The 21,340-nt window shown below is 36.1% G+C and carries 22 protein-coding genes and 1 tRNA gene; 7 read left to right on the forward strand and 16 right to left on the reverse strand.

The features are described from left to right. Positions 1–396: 396 nt before the first annotated feature. The 3 genes from WFK35_RS08580 to WFK35_RS08590 all read right to left on the reverse strand — a co-directional run bounded on the left by WFK35_RS08580 (position 397) and on the right by WFK35_RS08590 (position 2,852). A complete protein-coding gene (locus WFK35_RS08580; RefSeq protein ID WP_336732323.1) occupies positions 397–1,431 on the reverse strand; it encodes an RNA ligase family protein in 1,035 nt (344 codons plus the stop codon). A 257-nt stretch (positions 1,432–1,688) separates the two neighbouring features. After that, a tRNA-Ser gene (locus tag WFK35_RS08585) sits at positions 1,689–1,775 on the reverse strand. A 60-nt stretch (positions 1,776–1,835) separates the two neighbouring features. Next, positions 1,836–2,852, reverse strand: coding sequence for an asparaginase (locus WFK35_RS08590; RefSeq protein ID WP_336732324.1), 1,017 nt, complete (start codon positions 2,850–2,852; stop codon positions 1,836–1,838). 79 nt (positions 2,853–2,931) lie between these two features. Here WFK35_RS08590 and WFK35_RS08595 point away from each other — a divergent pair, with 79 nt between their 5' ends. Both WFK35_RS08595 and WFK35_RS08600 read left to right on the forward strand, forming a co-directional pair. Further along, positions 2,932–3,603, forward strand: coding sequence for a TrmH family RNA methyltransferase (locus tag WFK35_RS08595; RefSeq protein WP_336732325.1), 672 nt, complete (start codon positions 2,932–2,934; stop codon positions 3,601–3,603). Further along, positions 3,600–4,202: an XAC2610-related protein gene (locus WFK35_RS08600; RefSeq protein ID WP_336732326.1), complete on the forward strand. Its 603-nt coding sequence runs from the start codon at positions 3,600–3,602 to the stop codon at positions 4,200–4,202. Before WFK35_RS08595 ends, WFK35_RS08600 begins: the two co-directional genes overlap by 4 nt. On the opposite strand, the gene WFK35_RS08605 is transcribed toward WFK35_RS08600, so the two are convergent. The 3 genes from WFK35_RS08605 to tsaD are packed head-to-tail and all read right to left on the reverse strand — an operon-like array spanning position 4,199 to position 6,354. Beyond that, on the reverse strand, positions 4,199–4,894 hold the full coding sequence (locus WFK35_RS08605) for an RsmE family RNA methyltransferase (protein WP_336732327.1): 696 nt from the start codon (positions 4,892–4,894) through the stop codon (positions 4,199–4,201). The genes WFK35_RS08600 and WFK35_RS08605 overlap by 4 nt on opposite strands. A gap of 42 nt (positions 4,895–4,936) precedes the next feature. Beyond that, positions 4,937–5,341 carry a hypothetical protein gene (locus WFK35_RS08610; protein WP_076392626.1) on the reverse strand — a complete coding sequence of 135 codons (405 nt, stop codon included), beginning with the start codon at positions 5,339–5,341 and terminating at the stop codon, positions 4,937–4,939. Beyond that, on the reverse strand, positions 5,338–6,354 hold the full coding sequence (tsaD, locus tag WFK35_RS08615) for a tRNA (adenosine(37)-N6)-threonylcarbamoyltransferase complex transferase subunit TsaD (protein ID WP_336732328.1): 1,017 nt from the start codon (positions 6,352–6,354) through the stop codon (positions 5,338–5,340). The genes WFK35_RS08610 and tsaD overlap by 4 nt, the downstream gene beginning before the upstream one ends. Before the next feature lie 4 nt (positions 6,355–6,358). Between tsaD and WFK35_RS08620 the strand changes: the two genes are divergently transcribed. From WFK35_RS08620 to WFK35_RS08640, 5 genes are all read left to right on the forward strand, one after another. Continuing rightward, positions 6,359–11,155: a translocation/assembly module TamB gene (locus tag WFK35_RS08620; RefSeq protein ID WP_336732330.1), complete on the forward strand. Its 4,797-nt coding sequence runs from the start codon at positions 6,359–6,361 to the stop codon at positions 11,153–11,155. A 134-nt stretch (positions 11,156–11,289) separates the two neighbouring features. After that, on the forward strand, positions 11,290–11,760 hold the full coding sequence (locus WFK35_RS08625; protein ID WP_029298841.1) for an Lrp/AsnC family transcriptional regulator: 471 nt from the start codon (positions 11,290–11,292) through the stop codon (positions 11,758–11,760). Positions 11,761–11,827: 67 nt separating this feature from the next. Further along, positions 11,828–12,205 carry a hypothetical protein gene (locus WFK35_RS08630; RefSeq protein ID WP_116547814.1) on the forward strand — a complete coding sequence of 126 codons (378 nt, stop codon included), beginning with the start codon at positions 11,828–11,830 and terminating at the stop codon, positions 12,203–12,205. A 161-nt stretch (positions 12,206–12,366) separates the two neighbouring features. Continuing rightward, positions 12,367–12,894 carry a TetR/AcrR family transcriptional regulator gene (locus WFK35_RS08635; RefSeq protein ID WP_336732331.1) on the forward strand — a complete coding sequence of 176 codons (528 nt, stop codon included), beginning with the start codon at positions 12,367–12,369 and terminating at the stop codon, positions 12,892–12,894. A 2-nt stretch (positions 12,895–12,896) separates the two neighbouring features. Next, complete coding sequence (locus WFK35_RS08640) at positions 12,897–13,310, forward strand: nuclear transport factor 2 family protein (RefSeq protein WP_336732332.1); 414 nt, start codon at positions 12,897–12,899, stop codon at positions 13,308–13,310. 213 nt (positions 13,311–13,523) lie between these two features. Here the strand turns inward: WFK35_RS08640 and WFK35_RS08645 are convergent, their stop codons facing one another. The 10 genes from WFK35_RS08645 to WFK35_RS08690 form a co-directional block, all read right to left on the reverse strand. After that, positions 13,524–14,471 (reverse strand): transketolase family protein, encoded by a 948-nt coding sequence (locus WFK35_RS08645; protein WP_336732333.1) that lies wholly within the window; start codon positions 14,469–14,471, stop codon positions 13,524–13,526. A gap of 54 nt (positions 14,472–14,525) precedes the next feature. Next, entirely contained in the window at positions 14,526–15,377 is an 852-nt protein-coding gene (locus WFK35_RS08650; protein WP_076392612.1) for a transketolase, read from the reverse strand. A 394-nt stretch (positions 15,378–15,771) separates the two neighbouring features. After that, positions 15,772–17,331 (reverse strand): sodium:solute symporter, encoded by a 1,560-nt coding sequence (locus WFK35_RS08655; RefSeq protein ID WP_336732334.1) that lies wholly within the window; start codon positions 17,329–17,331, stop codon positions 15,772–15,774. A gap of 153 nt (positions 17,332–17,484) precedes the next feature. After that, on the reverse strand, positions 17,485–17,784 hold the full coding sequence (locus tag WFK35_RS08660; RefSeq protein ID WP_336732336.1) for a GNAT family N-acetyltransferase: 300 nt from the start codon (positions 17,782–17,784) through the stop codon (positions 17,485–17,487). A gap of 1 nt (position 17,785) precedes the next feature. Further along, positions 17,786–18,184 carry an OsmC family protein gene (locus WFK35_RS08665; protein WP_235132609.1) on the reverse strand — a complete coding sequence of 133 codons (399 nt, stop codon included), beginning with the start codon at positions 18,182–18,184 and terminating at the stop codon, positions 17,786–17,788. Then, positions 18,184–18,402 (reverse strand): (4Fe-4S)-binding protein, encoded by a 219-nt coding sequence (locus tag WFK35_RS08670; protein WP_214588721.1) that lies wholly within the window; start codon positions 18,400–18,402, stop codon positions 18,184–18,186. Before WFK35_RS08670 ends, WFK35_RS08665 begins: the two co-directional genes overlap by 1 nt. 1 nt (position 18,403) lies before the next feature. Further along, positions 18,404–18,982, reverse strand: coding sequence for a TMEM175 family protein (locus WFK35_RS08675; RefSeq protein WP_336732338.1), 579 nt, complete (start codon positions 18,980–18,982; stop codon positions 18,404–18,406). Then, positions 18,982–19,515 (reverse strand): NADPH-dependent FMN reductase, encoded by a 534-nt coding sequence (locus WFK35_RS08680; protein ID WP_235133090.1) that lies wholly within the window; start codon positions 19,513–19,515, stop codon positions 18,982–18,984. Before WFK35_RS08680 ends, WFK35_RS08675 begins: the two co-directional genes overlap by 1 nt. A gap of 19 nt (positions 19,516–19,534) precedes the next feature. Further along, positions 19,535–20,437: a pirin family protein gene (locus tag WFK35_RS08685; protein ID WP_076395687.1), complete on the reverse strand. Its 903-nt coding sequence runs from the start codon at positions 20,435–20,437 to the stop codon at positions 19,535–19,537. 75 nt (positions 20,438–20,512) lie between these two features. Further along, a complete protein-coding gene (locus tag WFK35_RS08690; protein WP_336732339.1) occupies positions 20,513–21,097 on the reverse strand; it encodes a hypothetical protein in 585 nt (194 codons plus the stop codon). Between the last annotated feature and the right edge of the window lie 243 nt (positions 21,098–21,340).

Consider the following 21,340-nt stretch of genomic DNA (forward strand, 5'->3'; position numbering starts at 1 on the left):
GTTCAGATCGCAGAATGTATTGATCAGAAATTAAAAGAAGTGCAGGCCTTTGAAAGCATGATCTATTCTAAACTGAAATCAGAAGCGAAATTTAAAGTGCAGATGAGCCATCAGTTTTTAACGATGTGCAATTAACCAAAACACCAAAACATTCATATAGCTAAATTGTAGTTTGAAATTAGTTGGTACTTTTTCAAACAGAAAATCCCGGTTGAAAAACTGGGATTTTTTTATCGTTGATGGTTGTTATTTATTCATCTTCATGATATTGCCTCAATCGATTATCAAAATTTTCTTATATTTTTCGTGTGCAGAACTAATAATTTCAGGTCTTAAATTTTAACCACTGAAAATCAAAAATTCGGGCAAACTTTAATAAGCGTTAAACTCTAATTTCTAAAAACTGTTGTTGGTAGAAGCTATTATTTTATTTATTTCAGAGCTGACTCTTTCTATAATCCACTCTTGTTCGCTAGAAGATAAATCATTCCAGATATTATTATTTTCGTTAAAATCTGCTATTACATCTTCCAGAAATTCTGTTTTGATCTCAGAAACCCGAAGTGGATTATTCATATCTAATGTTCCTATTTTAGAGATGGCACTATTTAACCTGTTCTGTGTAATATAATTTCTCAATTCTTCTAGAATAAAAGACAAATCTTCTGTTTTAGAAGAAACATCCGGAATGAATGACCATTTTTGAGCTTCATGAAATTTATCCTCTTCATCAAATTCAGGATTTTTTAATTTAACAATTGGTCTTGATAATAAAGTGTTATCTGTTTGATTATAAGGTTTTATAACTACCCCTTCGATTAAATTATCTTGCAGATCCGGAAGGTTAAATTCTTTTGGAATAGTCGAGTTGATTCTGATATTGAAATTCATTGCTTCATTGAATTTTCCAATCAATAAAGGTCTTGCATGAAATATTTTAAATTGATTAAAATAAGCGAGTGAACTTTCATAATCCAGATAATATTTAGAATTTGAACCATTGTTCTCAATAGCAATATCAAAAGCGCAAAACTCAATGTCCGGTGTATAGTATACTCCAGTCTGAATTGCCTGTAAGTCATTTATGGCACTTACTTCAGGATGAGGATATTTGCCGCCAAAAAGCTCTCCGTAAACAATGTATTTCTCACCCTCTATTTCGTGGCTTAAATGTTCAAAAAGACGCAAAATATTATCTTCTAATTTGTTTACAACCAACTGGAAACCGAAAAAATCATCTGTCCAATTGAGATATTCTTTTCTTTTTGCAAATTTTAGACTACCATTATCATACACAAAGCTAAAGTTTGCACCATGTACTTTTTCCGTTACAACCCATTTTAATTTTTCCATTTGGGAAAAATCATGTTCATTCAGTCCCAGCTTTTTTAAACTATTAGGCATTTTTTCATACCCTGAAAATTCACTCATTATTTCCTGATTCTGCGTTTTAAATTTCTTTTAATATCCAAATTTACGCACTGCGTAAAATGCAATATACATATTATTACGTTTATTTCTTTTATATTGAAGAATGTTTTAGCCAATTTCAAAGGTAATTATTAAAGTCGCAAAAGAAAGCCATACGGTAATCTTTGGTAAATACAATAAAAAAAGGATCAGGCTTTTGATAATACGAAGAGTGTTAAAACAAAAAAGTCTCAGGTAAAACCTAAGACTTTTATCTGCAGAGAGGAAGGGATTCGAACCCTCGATACAGTTACCCGTATACTACCTTTCCAGGGTAGCTCCTTCAACCACTCGGACACCTCTCTTTGTATTTGAGATTGCAAAAATAGACTATTTTCCGGAATCTGCAAACTCAAAATGCAAATTTATCCGGAAATTTCTCCACAAAGGCTTTTGGAGAAGTTTTCTGCGAAGTTTCCTGTGTAATTTGGGTTGTCTATTAAATGCATTGCTTTGGTAATCGCACTTTCCGCCGTAATATCCGTTCCGCTGATGGCTCCGATTCTTGAAAAAATATTGCTGTTTTCATACTTTCCGAACGATATTCCTCCTGAAATACACTGACTTACCACCACGATTTCAGTTCCGTTATCCCGGATCTGCTGCAATGTTTCCACTGTTTTTTCACTGCTGAAAATAGTTCCTGAGCCAAAAACCTGAAGAATAAGAACCTTCATGGTCGGGATTTCTTTAAAGTGATTCAGGTTCATCCCCGGAAAAATTCTCCAGAAAATAACATCTTCCGAAATATAATCGTCTACATGAAATTCTGTATCAGGATTACAGCGGTAAAGATTATCTTTGATAATATTTAAATGTACTCCGGATTGCCCGAGAATAGGGTAGTTTGGACTTGCATAGGCATCAAAATACTCCGCAGAATATTTCAAAGTGCGGTTTCCTCTCAACAATTTATATTCAAAATAAATCGCCACTTCCTGAATAACCGCTTCGTCATTTTCATACAAACTTGCATAATAAAGACTCGTGAGAAGATTTTCCTTGGCATCGGTTCGTAAATCTCCGATCGGAAGTTGAGAGCCCGTTAAAATAACCGGCTTTTTCAATCCTTTCAGCATAAAACTTAATGCAGAAGCGGTATAAGACATTGTGTCTGTTCCGTGTAGAATTAAAAATCCGTCAAACTGGTGATAATTTTTCTGAATATAATGAGCGATAATTTTCCATTCTTCAGGTCCCATGTCGGAAGAATCCAGCGGTTTTTCAAAAGGATGTACAAAAACTTCGCATTCCATAAGCTTCATTTCTGGCATTTTTTCAAAAATATTTCCGAAATCAAACGCACGGAGGCTTCCGCTTTCATAATCTTTCTCCATTCCGATCGTTCCACCGGTGTATATCAACAGGACTTTTCTTTTCATACAGGACTTTTCTTAGATTTTTATCCTCCATTCGCAGGATTCCTCAAATTTACGTTAATTTGCAAAGATTTGAAAATGAATGAAAGATTTACAGCGAACTTTTGAGTATTTAAAGCAGTTTTTAACGGAAGAAAGATTAAGTAAAATTGAGCATTTTGCGCCGGAAAGTTCAGATTTTATTCTTCCGGTCGTGGAAGATGTCTATCAGTTCAGGAATGCAGCGGCAATTGTACGTTCTGTGGAAGCGTGCGGTTTTCATAAAGTGGTGGCTTTGCAGGAAGAATACAGTTTTGAACCCAATCTTCGCGTTACAAAAGGCGCAGATACGTGGGTAGAAGTGGAAAAAATGCCGAGAAGCATGGAGTCTTTCCAAAACATAAAAGACAGAGGTTATAAAATTGTTGCGGTTTCGCTTGAAAATAATGCCAAAATGCTGCCCGAATACGAAATTACAGAACCGATGGCTTTGGTTTTCGGGACGGAAATGGAAGGCGTTTCTCAGGAAATTTTGGATTTTGCGGATGAAACTCTGGCGATTCCGATGTATGGTTTTACCCGAAGTTTTAATGTTTCCGTAGCCGCTTCTATTTGTATGTATGAACTGAAGCAGAAATTATTGAAATCTGATATTGATTATAAACTGAATGAAGAAAAACTCCTGAGGATGAAAATCCGTTGGGCAGTAAACTCCATAAGAAGCGGACAGCAGATTTTTGATAAATATTTGAAGGATAATGATCTTGAATTATGAGATTAACGGTGCTTTTCGTAGTTCTGATAGTAATAGGCTGCAATAAAAAGACTGATAACATACCTCAAGCTAAAATTGCTGTTGATACTTTTTCACAAAATCTCATTGAAGAAGAACCTGAAGATACCACAACGGTTTCCTTTTCAAAAACTTTAACCGGAAACGGATATTCTTATACGTTAAAAGGAAGACAGAATATTAATGATGGAATCAATTTTAAATCAATTGATATTTTTCATCAGAAAAAACTTCATCAGAGAATTATTTTTGATACGGTTTCTGTTTTAAATGAGTCTGAAGCGTATTTTAATGTAAGTCAGGATGTAAATTTTGACGGATTTAAGGATTTGGAAGTAATAAATCAGATGGGAAATTACTGGTCTTCATCAAGTTTCTGGCTGTACAATAAAAAAACTAAAAAGTACGATTATTACAAGCCAATGGATACGATTATTAATCCTGTAGTTGATAAAAAAAATAAAGCAATTACATCAACTTATCATGTCGGTCCGGTAAACTATTACTATAAAGTATATGAGTGGAAGCATAAAAAGCTAACCATGACCCATTATCAGGAAGATGAAGATAATGGTTTCTAAATCATCTGATTATAATTCCACGCGGCAACAAAAATTCCGGCGGTCTCTGTTCTCAGTCTCTGATTTCCCAAAGAAACTGCTTTGATATTATTTTCAGCTAAAAAAGAAATCTCTTTTTCCGAAAAATCGCCTTCAGGACCAATCAGAAAAGTGATATTTTGTAATCCGGGAATCTTATTGAGTTCCATTCTTTCTAAATTCTCGTGGCAATGCGCAACAAATGTATGTTCGGGATAAATATTTTTAAGAAAATCCTGAATTTTTATTAAATCATTAATAACAGGAAAATGAAATCTTAAGCTCTGTTTAGATGCAGCAATTGCCTGTTTTTTAATTTTATCCAGATTGATATTTTTACGCTCTGTTTTTTCCGTCTGTAGAAAAGTAATTTCAGAAATTCCCATCTCGACCGCTTTTTCAACAAAGAATTCAATCCGGTCAATATTTTTAGTCGGAGCTATCGCAATATGAAGTTTCGGACTGAAATCTGGAAGATTATTTTTAATCTCATCTACTTCAATATGGGCTTTTTTACCTTCAATCGTCAGTTTTCCGGAGGCAAGATTTCCTTTTCCGTCTGTTACATGAATGGCTTCACCGTTTTTCATCCGAAGAACTTTTACAATGTGTTGTTGTTCTTCATCGTTAATCGTTACCACATTTCCTTCAATTTCTCCGTAAAAAAGTTTCATATTTAAATATTTAGAATCTGCCTGAATTTTTCTAACTGACTATTAAAAATAAGTTTCATTTTCGCTTAAAAATGCCACTCCTGTTTTTATCGTTGTATAAATATCGCCTTCACAATCTCTGTAGGAACAGGTGTAAATTTCCTCAATCCATTTATTATTCATGAAAATCAAATTCAGATATTCATTTTTTCTTAAATTATTTTTGATGGATAAATAATCTCCCTCTTTCGGTTCATATTCAAAACTGAAAACATTTTCTGCATTGATCTGTTCAATAATTTCTTCCTTAATATTCTGAACATATCCCGTTTCTGAGCTTGCCGGAAAATAATCGGCGAAATCCTCCGATGCTTCATTCTTACCCGTCACCGTTTCTAAAATCCAGTAATATTTGGAGTTTTTCTTAGAATGTTTGCCAAGTATTTTTTCCTCTAACAGTATTTTCATAAATCGTATTTTGCGGTTGCTGAAGTTCTAAGATCAGTAAATTCTCCCCGCTCAAATTTTAACTGAGCAACCATCGCAATCATCGCTGCATTATCCGTTGTATATTCAAATTTCGGAATGTAAATATTCCAGCCCAGTTTTTCATGATTTTTCTGCATCGCCGTTCTCAAAGCCGAATTTGCCGAAACTCCTCCTGCAATCGCCACTTCATTAATATTTAAATCTTTGGCTGCCTTTTCCAGTTTGTTCATCAGAATTTCAATAATCGTTTTCTGTACCGAAGCACAAAGATCATTCATGTTATTTTTAATAAAATCGGGATCTTTTTTTACCTCTTTCTGAATAAAATACAGCACAGAAGTCTTAATTCCGCTGAACGAATAATCGTAATTTTCTAATTTAGGTTTATTGAATGTAAAAGCATCCGGATTTCCTTCTTTAGCCAGTCTGTCTATAATAGGACCTGCCGGATAATCAAGATCGAATATCTTCCCGATTTTATCAAATGCTTCTCCTGCTGCATCATCAGTAGTTTTCCCGATGATTTCCATATCGAAATAATCTTTCACCAGAACAATCATCGTATGTCCGCCGCTCACGGTAAGACATAAAAAAGGAAACTTTGGCGGCACAGGATTTGCATCCTCGATGAAATGGGCTAAAATGTGCGCCTGGAGATGGTTTACCTCAATAAGCGGAACATCCAAACTCATTGCCAAAGACTTAGCAAATGACGTTCCCACAAGAAGAGAACCTAAAAGTCCCGGTCCACGTGTAAATCCTATCGCAGAAATTGCATTTTGTTGTATATTTGCTTTGGTTAAGGATTTTTCAACAACGGGGATAATATTTTGCTGATGCGCACGCGAAGCCAGCTCAGGAACCACACCGCCATATTCTTTATGGATCGCCTGATTCGCTGCAATATTCGAAAGAATAGAATTTCCCTTGATGATAGCTGCTGATGTATCGTCGCAGGACGATTCAATACCTAAAATTATAGAGTCGCTCATAATAATGGCAAAGTTAGAGAATAATAACGAGAATGAGAACAAAAAATCAGTAGCTGGTAACTTAGGTAATCAGGTACAGAAAGCTGTTGAAAATGCGGAAGGTGTTGTAAAAGAAACAGTTAAAGAAGCGTCAGAACTTGCTTCAGATGCAATTAATCATCCCATTGAAACGGCTGAAGAGTTTGGAAAACAGGCGGTAAAAGACGTTACAAGTTATTCATGGTGGGCAAAACTTTTACTGATTCTCTTCTGGCTGGGTCTGGCTTTGGTTGCCGCTATTTTTATAATCATTAATCTCCCTTCCACAAAACAATGGGCAGCAGATCAGGCGTTACAAATTGTTAACCGCGACTTTAAAGCACAAATGTCAACCGAAAGTGTTGAGGTTAATTTTTTCGGAAATGTAAAAATCAAAGGATTAAAAATAAAAGATTATAAAGGATACGATTTTATTCAGTCCAAAGAATTTATTGCCAATTCCAACTGGCTTTCTTTAGCCTCCAATATCACTAAAAATAATTCGCTGAGTTTCAATTCTCTTACGTTAAAAAATGCGGATGTAAAAGTGATTACATACAAAGGCGACAGTATTTCAAACTTCATCCGTTTTACCAAGCTGTTTGACAGCGGCAAAAAGAGAAACCCCAATAAGCCTCCGTTTCAACTGGACTCGAGACTGCAGATTCTGGATTCTAAAGTTTCCATCGTTAATCTGAATTCTCCGGGCGAAAAAGGGAAGTGGTTAACGGCAACCAATTTTAACCTGATTGCTCCCAATGTAAAAGTAAACGGAAGAAATATTTCAGGAATAATCAATAATATGTCTTTCACCACAACAAGATGGGGAAAATCTCATTTTGTGGATACTTTTTCTACCGAGCTTTCCATGACGCCGGAATATCTTTTCCTGAAAGACCTTACTTTAAATACAGATCACTCGCTTTTACAGGGAGATATTAAATTTAACCTTCACAATGACGGTTCTTGGGCAGATTTTGCAGATAAAGTAAAATGGGACATGAACTTAAAACAGGGAAGCCAGTTAAGCGGATATGATATCAGTTATTTTGTGACCAACTGGGATAATTTTAAGCCTTTCAATATTTCAGGGAAAATGACAGGTCCGCTGAATGATTTTAAGCTTGATAATTTTCTCATCCGAAATCCTGATGTAAATATTGCCACCAAAAAAATGAAGGTGAATAAACTGCTGAAAGGAAACTTTTTAATTGAAACCAATGATCTTTCTGCGGACTTTACCTATAAAGATCTAAAAGCAATGATGCCTTCATTTATCGCTAAAAAAATGAAAAACTTCGCGGATGATTTCGGAAAATTAAAATACAACGGAACTGCAAGTGTAAATCCGAACCGCGTTTACGTTGCAAACGGAAATCTGATGACGGGAATCGGGCAGGCAAAAATCACAAATTTTTCTTTAACGGAATACAGCTCTCCGATGCCGAAATATGCCGGAATAGCCGAAGTAAAAGATCTTAATACTTCCGTGATTACAAAAAACAAATCGGTAGGATTAATTTCTGGGAAGTTCAATATCAACGGGCAGAGTTTTGATGTGAATACAATGAAACTGACGACGAAATCACAGATTTCCAGCATAGAGATCATGAATAAGGAAATCAATAATCTGTATCTCGACGGATTATTGGATCATAAAAAATACAACGGACTCATCACCGTGAATGATGAACAGGCAAAAGCAACCATAAAAGGATTAATTGATTTCAGCACTCCAAGAATTTCAATGGATGTGAATGCTGATGTAAATTATCTGAATATGAATTATTTTACCAATAAACCCGGAAACCAGATTGTAAGCGGAAAGGTGACTGGTAAAATGGCTATGTCTTCCATTAACGATTTAGCGCTGGATGTAGAAGCCAGAGGAATTAATTTTGCAACAGCAACCCAGAAATACTCCATCCCGAATGCAAAAGTGAAAACCTTTGTGGAAAACGGAGGCAGAGTAATTGCTGTGGATGCTCCGGGAGCAGTGAACGGAAAAATTTCAGGACGATACAATCTTGGCGATCTTGCGGGAATGGTAGAAAACGGACTCAATAAAATTCTTGTGGGACCTGCACCGAGAAAAATATACCGCGGACAGAGTTTTGCCATGAATTTTGATGTTCAGCAAGGTTTGGTAAGCTATTTCTTACCGGATCTTAAAATTCCGCAGGGCGCAAAAGCGGAAGGGCAGTACGACGGAAATTCCAATAACCTGATCCTGAATCTTGATGCGGCTTCACTGAAATATATCATGACGAAAACTCAGGAGATTACAGAAGCAGACAAAGCTTTGGCTGCTGCGAATCCCGAGTATAAAATTAACGAAAGAGATAAAATTACCAGAGACAGCGCAATGGTAGACAGCGTTATGGTAAGAATCAATACCGCGAATCTTAATGAGCAGATTTATGCTAAAATCAACAGGGTTTTATACAATAAAAATGTCCTTAAAGATATTACGTTAAGCGGAAGAAATGAAGATAATACCATTCTCCATCTCGCAACAAAATTTAAACACGGAAGTCCTGAAGATGAGCTTGATGACAATCTGAAAGAATACGCGATCAACGTCAATCAGTCTACCAACGCAGGAGGCGATTTTGTTTTCAGATTTGAACCAACTGAGGTGAAGTTTAATGATGTAACATGGGCTATTGATACCAGTCCGGAACTTAATCATTCCATCACTTACCGTAAAAAAGAAGGCGATTTTGATATTCAGAATCTCCGGATTTTTTCAGACAACAGTGCATTGTTTATAAAAGATGCCCAGTTTAAATCTGCCAAGGATTTTTATGTAGATGCGGAAGTGGATAATTTTGCCATCGAAAAGTTGCTGGAAATGCAGGCAGGAGGAAATTCTATGAACATTAAAGGTCTTGCAAACGGAAGTGTGAAAATTAAAATGGACAAAAACACGCTGCAGCCTTTGGTAGATATGACGATCGATGATATCATGATGAACGGAAACGACATGGGAGATATCACCATTTCTGCAACCAACAGTTATTCCCTGAATGTTTATGATGTCGATATAAAAGTAAATTCCGCAGGGATTATCGGAAACAACAGTCTTCATGTAACCGGAACGGTAAATAATAATACTGAGTCGCCAATAATCGATCTTACCGCTGAAATGCGCGATTTTGATGTAGCCTTTGCCCAGCAGTTTGTGACTTCGGTTTTTGGAAATCTGAGAGGAAAAGCAACCGGAGACCTTAAAATTTCAGGAAAATTCAGCAATCTGGACTACAGTGGCGATATTGCACTTAAAGGATTCGGACTGAAACTCTTGTTTACAGGTGTTGATTATTCTTTTGATGATACTGTAATTCCTTTAACCAAAGGTTTAGCGATTCTTAACAGTGTTGAGGTTCATGACGGAAGAACCAATTCAAAAGGAAATATTTCCGGTGCGATTCAGTTTGAGACACTCTCTTCGATGGGAGTCAACCTCGTGATGAGAGCAGATAATTTATTAATGCTGAATACTACCCAGAAAGATCTGGATTTATTCTGGGGAAGAGTTTACGGGCAGGGAGATTTATACGTAGACGGACCTGTTTCCGGTTTAAGTATTTCCACTCCTAACATGAAAGCTTTAAGCGGAAGTACATTTACATTCAACTCAGGCTCTACTTCTAATGTGGAAGAATTTAAGATGCTGAGATTCTTAAAAGAAGGAAAAGACGGTCTGGTTACTTTGGATGAAAAGAAAAAATCCGGAGCGAACATGAATATTGATCTTGCTCTGGATGTAGATAAAGGGACAACCGTAAATGTTCTTATTGGAGACGATGTCGGAAATATTATGGTAAAAGGAGCTGCTGAAAAGCTTCGTTTCCAGATGAGCCGACAGGGAAATATCGCCATGAACGGAACATATAAGGTAGATAACGGAACTTTTGTTTCCAAAGCGATTCTTAACAAAACGTTCCAGATTGAGAAAGGAAGCAGCATCCGTTGGGATGGAGATGCGATGAAGCCAGCTTTGGATATTACTGCAAACTATGTAAGAATGGTTTCCAACGCAGGTAAATATCTGAATATGGGAAGTCTGCAGCCTATCAGTATTCTGCTTCAGGCGAATATTACCCAATCGCTGGTTGATCCTAAAATTGATCTTGATGTAACTGCGTTGGATGTTTCCAGCCAGATTAAAGAAACGTTGGCTTCAAAGATGAGCCAGGAAGGTGAAAAAGTTTTACAGTTTGGATCTGTTTTACTTTTAAGTTCTTTTAATGTTTCCGACACCGGAGGAGTGAATGTAAATGCGGCAGATCTTGCAGAGACACAGGGATACAATTTGTTATTAAAACAATTGGGATCTGTTTTAAATACCATGAGCAACGAATTCCAGATCGACCTGAATTATGTAAAAGGAGATCAGTATTCCAATGTAGGGGACCGTGCAAATGCAGGAGTTAGTTTTGCGCTTTCACCAAGAGTAAAAGTAAAAACAGGATTGGGAATTCCGCTCACGAAAACCGAAAATACAGACGTTAATTATCTTTCCGGAGAAGGGACGATTGAGTATGATATTTCCAAGAAAAATGACGGAAGTCTTCTATTGCGGGGATATTCCAAACCTTCCAACATCGGAATGGTAAACGGAGCCGGATCAAACGGAACAGCGAATCAGGCATACGGAGCGGGTATTGTCTGGTCTAAGAGTTTTAATTCTATATTTAAAAAGAAGAAAAAAGATAAAAAACAAACGGCTGAACAAACTGAAATAAAAACAGATTCTGTAAAATCAGGGAGTAAATAATCAGAATATTTTAATGATTTTTGTCATATGTGTTAATTATTGTTAATGTTTGATATAATTTTTTTTGTTAAATTATTTTTTTTAAATTTGCAAAAAATATGTAGATTTTTTAAAGAAATTGTAATTTAACTAATATGAACTATCAACTGGACGAAATAGACAAGAAAATTCTTGATTTCTTAGTAGAGAACACAAGAATGCCTTTTACAGAAATTGCTAAGCAGATGGATGTTTCTGCGGGTACAATTCACGTAAGAGTGAAAAAGATGGAGGATGCAGGTATTATTTTGGGATCATCTCTTAATATAGATTACGGAAAGTTAGACTATCACTTCACCGCTTTTATCGGAATCTTATTAACCAAATCCAACAGAACTCAGGAAGTTCTGAAAGAACTATCTACTATTCCAAACGTAATTGAAGCTAGCGTAATTTCCGGAAAATATAATATTTTCTGCAAAGTAAGAGCTAAGAATACAGACGACGCAAAGAGAATCATCTACCAAATCGATGATATTCAGGATGTAATGAGAACAGAAAGTATGATTTCTATGGAAGAATACTTAAGCGACAAAAACAGACTGATTAACGCGATCTCTGTATAATCAAATTTTAAACGAATTATATAAAAGAACTTATGAAATCTCTCATAAGTTCTTTATTTTTGTAGTTATGGAAGAATATAGCTATTTTGACGAAGATCCGAAGAAAGGGTGGGGTTTCATCCTTGCTTTTGCGGCATTGCTCTTGTTTACGGTTATGGGATTCGGGATCGATCTTGATGAATATTTGCAGCACGAAACCCTGAATATTCCGGCTTGGTACGCCTACACTGTTTTCGCAATTGATGCTTTAATGGTGGTAAGTCTTGTGCTTATGTTTTTTTACAGAAAAATAGGCATCTTTGCTTTTCCTGCGTTATTGGTTCTGCATTTCTTCATGCACAACTATTACTTATCTACTTTCCTTTACACCGACGTTACCAATCTTTTCCTTTTTACAGGTTTCGGAATGCTGGCAATAATTCCGAAATGGAAGTTTTTTAGATAATTTAATAATACAATAAATTGAGAGCGGGCTTTGTCCGCTTTTTTTTATTGATGTAAAAGACTTCTTTTTTGTGATAGATAAATTTTCATCACAATTATAGACAGAATAGTCTGTCTGTTTCTGAAATTTTGTATTACCTTTGACTTATCAAAAACAAAAGAATGGTATCACCTAAAGAAAGAATCATAGAAACCACGTTTGAACTGTTTGCTAAACAGGGATATAATTCCACGGGAATAAATCAGATCATTGCCGAAGCAAAAGTGGCAAAGGCAAGTTTTTATCAGTATTTTAAATCGAAAGAAGATTTGTGTGTAGAATTTCTGAACGTAAGACATGATTATTGGTTTGGGGAGCTTAACAAATTTGTATCCGGAGAAAAAGATGTAAAATCAAAACTGATCGCTTCTTTTGATTTTTTAATAGAAATGAATCGGAAAGAAAATTTCAGAGGATGCAGTTTTCTTAATATTTTATCTGAAATTCCGACGGATAACCTAAAAATACTGTCTGTTATACAAAGTCATAAACAGGATTTGAGAGATCATTTTTCATCATTACTGGAAGATCCGGATCTTTCTGATCATGTCTATCTGCTTTTTGAAAGCTCAATTGTAGAAAGTCAGGTTTTCAGATCAAATGAATTAATAGAAAAATCGAAAAAAATAGTTAACAATCTAATACATTAAAAATGGAACAGAAACACCCACTTCCACTGTTCACTTTAGAGTCAGCCCTTGAAAAAATTCAGCTTGCAGAAGATGCATGGAACAGTCAGGATCCTGAAAGAGTTTCCAAAGCCTACACTGTAGACAGTGAATGGAGAAACAGAGACCAGTTTGTAAATGGCAGAGAAGAAATTGTAAAATTCCTCAGCAGCAAATGGCAGAAAGAATTTAATTATAAACTGAAAAAAGAATATTGGGCGCATGCAGATAACCGAATTGCTGTACGTTTCGAGTATGAATATCAGAATAAAGAAGGAAACTGGTTCCGTGCTTACGGAAACGAAAACTGGGAATTTGATGAAAATGGTTTGATGAGAAAAAGATTTGCAAGTATTAATGATTTAGCGATAAAAGAAGAAGACAGAAAGCTAAAATAATTTTCTTGGAATTTCGCAAGAAGTAAAGTTCTTTAAATTTTAACTCTGCTTTTAAGGTAAGAAAATGAGATTTTACTCAATCAGTTTTATCGAAGATGAAAATCCTTGTGCCTTAAAATGTCTAGATTCTGATAAAGCTTTGCTCCTTTGCGAAGATATCAACAAACGAAAAAGCATCCAAAAAGGATGCTTTTTTATTTATTTTTAAAAGAATTATTTATCTAAAATTCTCTTCACTGCTTCTTTCACGGCAGCAGAATCAATTTTATATTTCTTCATCAGTTCAGCAGGGGTTGCAGATTCTCCGAATGTATCGTTTACCGCGACAAATTCCTGTCTTGTCGGTCTTTTTCTTGCCAACATTCCTGCAACAGATTCTCCCAGACCACCGATGTAATTGTGTTCTTCCGCTGTTACGATTTTTCCTGTCTTTTCAACAGATTTTAAGATGATTTCTTCGTCCAAAGGTTTAATCGTGTGGATATTGATTACTTCACATGAAATACCTTCTTTTTCAAGCTCATCTGCGGCAAGTAACGATTCCCAAACCAAATGTCCCGTCGCAACAATGGTTACATCCGTTCCTTCCTGAAGCATAATTCCTTTTCCGATCTCGAAAGGCATATCTTCCGGAATGAAAACCGGAACTACCGGTCTTCCGAATCTTAAATAAACAGGACCTTCAAAATCAGCAATCGCCAGAGTAGCTGCTTTTGTCTGGTTGTAATCACAAGGATTGATCACCGTCATTCCAGGAAGCATTTTCATCATTCCGATATCTTCCAAAACTTGGTGTGTTGCACCGTCTTCACCCAAAGTAAGACCTGCGTGAGAAGCACAGATTTTTACATTTTTATTGGAATATGCAATAGACTGACGAATCTGATCGTAAACTCTTGAAGTGGAAAAGTTAGCGAAAGTTCCCGTAAAAGGAATTTTTCCTGTAATGCTCAAACCGGCTGCAAGACCCATCATATTCGCTTCCGCAATACCTACCTGAAAAAATCTTTCAGGAGCCTTTTCAATGAATTTTTCCATCTTCAAAGAACCGATAAGGTCTGCACAAAGCGCCACAACATTAGGATTTTTATCTGCAAGTTCAGCCAATCCGGCTCCGAATCCTGAACGTGTATCTTTTTTTTCTGTATATGTAAATTTCATTTTTTTCTAATTATTAATTAAGATTACTTATTACCAATTACTCATTACTAATAATTAATAATCAGCCGGAGCCTCTAAGTATAACTGTTTGAAAGCTGTTTCCAGTTGCTCATCATTCGGCGCTTTTCCGTGCCAAGCGTGAGTTCCCATCATATAATCTACACCGTAACCCATCTCTGTATGAAGAATAATAGCAACAGGTTTTTCTTTTCCGGTTTCAGTTTTTGCTTTTTCGAGAATGGCAATTACAGCTTCAAGATCGTTACCGTTTTTCTCTTCCAGAACTGTCCATCCGAAAGCTTCCAGTTTTGCATGAAGATTTCCTAAAGAAAGTACGTTATCTGTACTTCCGTCGATCTGTTGTCCGTTATAATCGATGGTAGAAATAATATTGTCTACTTTTTTGGCTGCTGCGTACATAAATGCTTCCCAAACCTGACCTTCCTGCAATTCGCCATCGCCGTGAAGAGAGTAAACCAAAGAGCTGTCTCCGTCCAGTTTTTTACCCTGAGCTACGCCCAAAGCTACAGAAAGCCCCTGTCCTAAAGAACCTGAAGCTACTCTTACGCCCGGAAGACCTTCGTGAGTCGTCGGGTGTCCCTGTAATCTTGAATCTAATTTTCTGAATGTACTAAGCTCCTGAACCGGAAAAAATCCGAATCTTGCCAAAGTAGAATAGAATACCGGAGAAATATGTCCGTTAGAAAGATAGAAATGATCTTCATTTTTACCTTCCATCGTGAAAGGAAGATGATAGTTCATTACCTTTCCGTAAAGGGCTGTGAAATATTCAGTACAACCTAAACTTCCTCCCGGATGACCGGAATTTACAGCATGAACCATTCTTAAAATGTCTCTTCTGATTTGTGTAGTAAGAGATTTTAACTCTTCAATACTTTTACTCATTATATAAGATTTATTTGTATGCGAATTTACAATTTTTTGATGGGTTACGGAAATGGAAAAATCCGCGCTGAAAAGTGCGGATTTTTATTATTTAAAAAGAAGTCTGTTTAAAGTTTTAATAGATTTCTAAATTTAAGTTTCAAACGCAAAGTCTTTATTTTCAGAGTTAACATTTTAAGATAAACAAAGTGAAGCAGATTTCATCTGTCATTAAGCGAACGCTTCATCATCCGTCTATGACGGAAATGTCTTTGCTCAACTTCTCAAAAAAATAACAGGGTTTCTTTGCGTTTAATAATTATATTTACTGTACTTTTTATTAACACAAAAAGAACTGTATTTGTCTGAAAATTATTTTTTAATTTGTTTCAACAGGTTTAAGACATTGATTTTTTTAAACAACCTTCAGATAAGATTTATGTTTTACCAACCAAAGCCCAATGAAAGTTAATAATCCATTCAGAACAATTAACTCTACCCCGATTCTGTAATCCGTATATGTTGTTACCAGATAATTGATAATGTACGTTGCAACCGGAGCTAAAATCGTTACCGCCAAAATTGAATATTTCCTTGAAATCTGAAACTTTGTGAAAATTCCGAAGGCAAAAAGTCCTAAAAGCGGTCCGTAAGTATAGCCTGCAATCTCCATGATGAGGTAAACAATCGATTTGTCATTCAACGCTTTAAAAACCATAATCAAAATAAAGAAAATGATCGTGAACGTTAAATGAACCTTCATACGAAGCTGTTTTTTCTCTTTTTCCGTTTTGTTTTTGTCTTCATTAAGATTCAAAAGATCTACGCAATACGAACTCGTAACAGCGGTTAAAGCGCCATCCGCAGAAGGAAATAATGCCGAAATTAATCCGATAATGAAGATAACGGAAATAATCATCGGGAAATGCCCCTGAAGTGATAAAGCCGGAAACAGATCGTCTCCCATGATATTTTTAATGTTACCCGCAGAATCTTTGAAACCGAAAATATTGGTTACCGTTTCTCCGTCTATTTTTCCATATTCTGCGCCGTTCTGCAAAGCAAAAAGATAAAGAAGACCTCCTAAAAACAGGAATGCCAGATTCACAAAAAGCAGTGTTCCTGCGAAAGTGAGCATATTTTTCTTTGAATTTTTAAGATTATCCACCGAGATATTTTTCTGCATCATTTCCTGATCTAATCCTGTCATCGCAATCGTAATGAAAATTCCCCCTAAAATTGTTTTCAGGAAAAAAGTTTTAGAATTCGGATCAAAATTGATGAAGTGGGTATAATTTTTCTGTTCTAAAATAGTATATGCTTCGCCTAATGATAAATTTAAATGGGATAAAATATAAATGATACACGCAATCAGACTGATAATCATGAATGAAGTCTGCAAAGTATCGGTAATCACAATTGTTTTTACACCGCCTTCAAACGTATATAAAAGCACCATTAACAGAAGAACTAAAGCGGTAACCCAGAAAGGAACGCCCAAACCTTCCAGAAGAAAAATCTGAAGAACGTTGACCACTAAATATAATCTTGCCGTTGCACCAATTGCCCTTGAAATAATAAAAAATATAGAGCCAATCTTGTGCGCTTCAACATTGAATCTTTTGCCTAAATAGGTATAAATCGAGGTAAGGTTCATTTTGTAATACAGCGGAAGAAGAATTGCGGCAACAATAAAATATCCGATGAAAAAGCCGATCACCATCATGTAATATTCGAATCCTCCGTAGATGTATTCAGTTCCCGTCATTTTTCCGACTGTTCCGGGAACGGAAATAAATGTTACCCCGCTTAAGCTGGTTCCGATCATTCCGAAAGCAACAAGCCACCATTTACTTTTTTTATTCCCGATAAAAAACGACTGATTATCAGAATTTCGGCTTGTAAAATAAGAAATAACCAAAAGTCCGATGAAATAGACAAAAACAAACAGCAAAAGAACAGTTCCGGAATTCATGCTTTAATTTAAATTTTAGCAAATATAGTTTATTTCTGTTCTGCCCAAAAAGAAAAAACCTTCAGGATATATTTCCGGAAGGTTTTATATGTAATGTTGAAGTTAAGGCTGAGAACTCAGAAGCTCAAACTTAATCTCAACCTTAGCTAAAAACTAAGCCTGTGTCTTATTTACCAGAACATCCTGAAGTTCTTCATGTTTCTGGAATGTAGCCTTGGCAAAAGGACAAAGCGGAATAATTGTTTTTCCGTTCTTTCTTGCAAAATCTACTGCCGCAAGAAGCATTTTTTTTCCAACGCCTTTTCCGTTGTATGCTTCTTCAACTTCGGTGTGATCGATGATGAATCTTTCTTCTCCAGCCCAGGTGTATGTCATTAATCCTGCATGGTTTCCGTCTATGAATGCTTCAAAATTTCCGTGTTTCGGGTCGTTGGTTTGTTTTACTTCAATCATATTATGAAAATTTGGTTAATATTTCTATATCGTTTGTAAGAATTTTATGAATCGGACACGCATCTGCAATGGCGTGAAGTCTTTTCAGTTGTTCATCATCAAGATTTGTGCCTTCAAAGCTGATGTCTCTTTTGAAAATAGCTCTTTTCGTTAAAGGAAAATTTTCCAGTTCCACTTCAACGTTTATTTTTTCTACGCTCCATTCTTTTCGGTCGATGTACATTCTCAACGTTGCCGCTGTGCAGCTTGCGAGGGAAGTGGCAAGAATTTCGAAAGGATTGAATCCTTTATTTCCGCCGCCTTTGTCTACAGGTTCATCCGTAATAAGGGTATTTTCTCCCGCAATAACTTCGGTGTAGTATTTTTCTGTTCCTAAACTTGCTTTTACTGTGATTGCCATTATTTTTTTGTATTGAATTGATAGCTCAGTGCGCCGGAAGGACACTGGTCGATTTGGTTTTTAAGTTCTTCAGCGGTTGCATTTTCAGGTTTCAGCCACGGTCTTTCTTTCGGGTTATACACTTTTGGAAGTGTTTTTACACAGACTGCAGCGTGGATACATTTTTTAGGCTGCCAGATGACGGTAATTTCTCCGTTTACATATTCGTGTGTTTCCATATCAGTTCTCATTTAAAGTTTTTTCTATTCGTCTGTCCGGAATCAGCCACAGGAAAGCCACGGTATAATACAACCCTACAGCAATATAAGGATAAATAAATGATACAATAATCCCTGAGACGTACAAAACAATGGATGCATTTTCCTTAAAACGGGAAGCAATGGCCTGTTTCAGTCTGGAATTTTCACCTTCAGCTTTTATGATGGCATTTTCCAGAATCGTATAGGCAATCGCACAAAGCACTAATCCGAAACCGTAAGTAGCCACCGGATTTTTGGCAAAATGAGTTTCCCCGATCCACTCTGTTGCAAAAGGCATTAAAGAAAGCCAGAACAGGAGATGAAGATTTGCCCAAAGAATTTTTCCGTTTACTTTTTTCACTGCCTGAAAAAGATGATGATGATTGTTCCAGTAAATTCCTACATACAGAAAGCTGAAAATATATGCCAGAAATTTCGGGATAAGCGGTTTCAGGCTATGCCAGTCGTTTCCTTCCGGAACTTTCAGTTCCAGTACCATAATCGTGATGATGATCGCAAGAACCCCGTCACTGAAGGCTTCTAATCTTCCTTTGGTCATTATTTGCGGATCGTATTTTTGAAATTTTCCACTTTATTGTTCAGCTCTTTCAGCATTTCAGGATTAATGACACCGCTTTCCAGATCAAAATTTTCATAAAATTTAGGAAGTGAAAAAGTTTCTTTGATATCCGCTCCGAAATTCGGGAAAAATATCTTTGCCGTGTTCATCACATTTCCGCCGCCGTAACCTCCCGGAGAAGTGGACATCAGAAACATCGGCTTGTCCTGAAAAACCTTCACGTTGATTCTTGAAGCCCAGTCGAAAACGTTTTTAAAAGCCGCACTGTACGATCTGTTGTGTTCCGCAAGCGAACAAATAATCACATCACATTCTTCTATCGCTTTCAAAAAATGGTGTGCTTCTTCCGGAAAACCTTTCTTTTCACGGTCTACGGAAAAAACAGGCATATCAAAATCATTAAGATCAATCAGGTTGATTTCTTCGTCCTTAAAATCTTTTAGAACAAATTTTACAAGTTCCCTGTTGATGGAAGTGGAAGAAGTGCTTCCTGCAAATGCTAATATTTTCATCACGTATGATTTTAAATTGTTATGGTTTTCTGTTTAAAATAGCTTTCGGAAGCGGTACATATTCGTTTTCATCTCCCGGAACCAAAGGAAAAGCATCGTGGTTCTGGTCGTGCCAGTTCACTTTTGCCTGATCGATCAGTTCTTTTTCGGAATTTACAAAATTCCAGAATATAAACCGCTCTTCTTCAAATGGTTCGCCGCCGAAAAGATAAACCGTTCCGTTTTCACTCATGTCAAATTCGCAGAGTTGGGTGTTTTTGGCTATCATCAGTTGTTTAGATCCGTAAGAATTTCCGTCAGTAGAAACAGTTCCGTCCAGAACGTACATGGCAGCTTCTCCGTAAAGATCTTTTCCGATGCTGATCTTTTTTGCTTCTTTGGTTTTAATTTCAATAAAAAACAGCTTGCTGTGAACCGGAACCGGCGATTTTTTTCCAAAAGCTTCTCCTGCAATTAATTTATACTGAATTCCGTCTTCTTCCCAAACCGGAATTTCATCTGCTTCAATGTGGTGAAATGTAGGTTCAGACTGTTCCAGATGTTTCGGAAGCCCTACCCAGATCTGGAATCCGTGAAGTCTTTTATCAGAATGTCGCAGATATTCCGGAGTTCTTTCGGAGTGTACCACACCTTTTCCGGCAGTCATCCAGTTTACGGCTCCCGGTTTTATTTCCAGAGCACTTCCGATGCTGTCTCTGTGAAAAATAGATCCTTCCAGAAGATACGTTAATGTTGAAAGCCCGATGTGCGGATGCGGCGGAACATCCAGGTTCTGATAATCTTTTAAGTCGGATGGTCCCATATGATCGATAAAAACGAAAGGTCCGACTGCTCTTTTTTCACGGAAAGGCAATAATCTTCCGACCAGAAAGTTTCCGATGTCCGCAGATTTTTCTTCTATAATAAGTCCGATGTTTGACATGATGTGCGTGATTTATTTGTATTAAATTTTTGTTTTACTTTGAATCCTTACATGAGGACTTTTGAGGTTGAATGTTTATAGATTCCCATAAACTACGATTTCTTCTGCGAATCTCAGTTTGGAATTGAACCATTTAATCAGATTTCGTAAAAATAATTCTTCATCCGCTGTTTCTACAGGTAATCTTGCGATCTGATTTACAATTTTTCTCATCGTTTCATTTTTATATCGGTTATGACCTGTGATGTCAAACGTTTCAGAATCGGCAGCTTTAAAAATATCAATTACATAATCAAAATCTTTAGATTGAATAAAGATGCCCCTGTCTGTTGGGATGTAATATTTTTCCAGACTGCTGTTTTCAGCCCATAATATAAATCCTATTTTATGAATTTGCTGATCTGGTGTTGCTGTAAGATATAAGATTTTTTCCTGAATTTTTTTCATGGCTTTCTCTTCATCATGCTTACAGATATGGTAATATTTTTTTGCAGTTTTATCGTCACATTCAGTTAATCTGCATATCGTATTAATTTTGTTGCGATGAAATTCCTGTATGCTTAATTCTACATCATTATTGTTTTTCTTCAGGAGTTTTTGGGCTGAATGTAAAGGGATGTTTATTCTGTTTCTCAGTTCTTTAATCGTATTAGTTTCCATATTTTATTTAATGGCTTGAAATAATTAGTAAATTATCCGGATATTTTCCGAACCATCGTCTAAATATATAAAATTAAGAAAAAGAACAGCTTGATGATGATTTTTAATTAAAATTAGGCACTAACATACAATGTTACACCGGTTTTTAATTAAAAAAGACAGCACTTTGCTGTCTTTTATTTTTTAGTTGCTTTTTAATTTTATTTTGTATTATAAAAAAATAAATCGTTTGTCTATTTACTT

The sequence above is a fragment of the Chryseobacterium sp. VD8 genome (assembly GCF_037149975.1).
Classification (GTDB): Bacteria; Bacteroidota; Bacteroidia; order Flavobacteriales; family Weeksellaceae; genus Chryseobacterium; species Chryseobacterium indicum.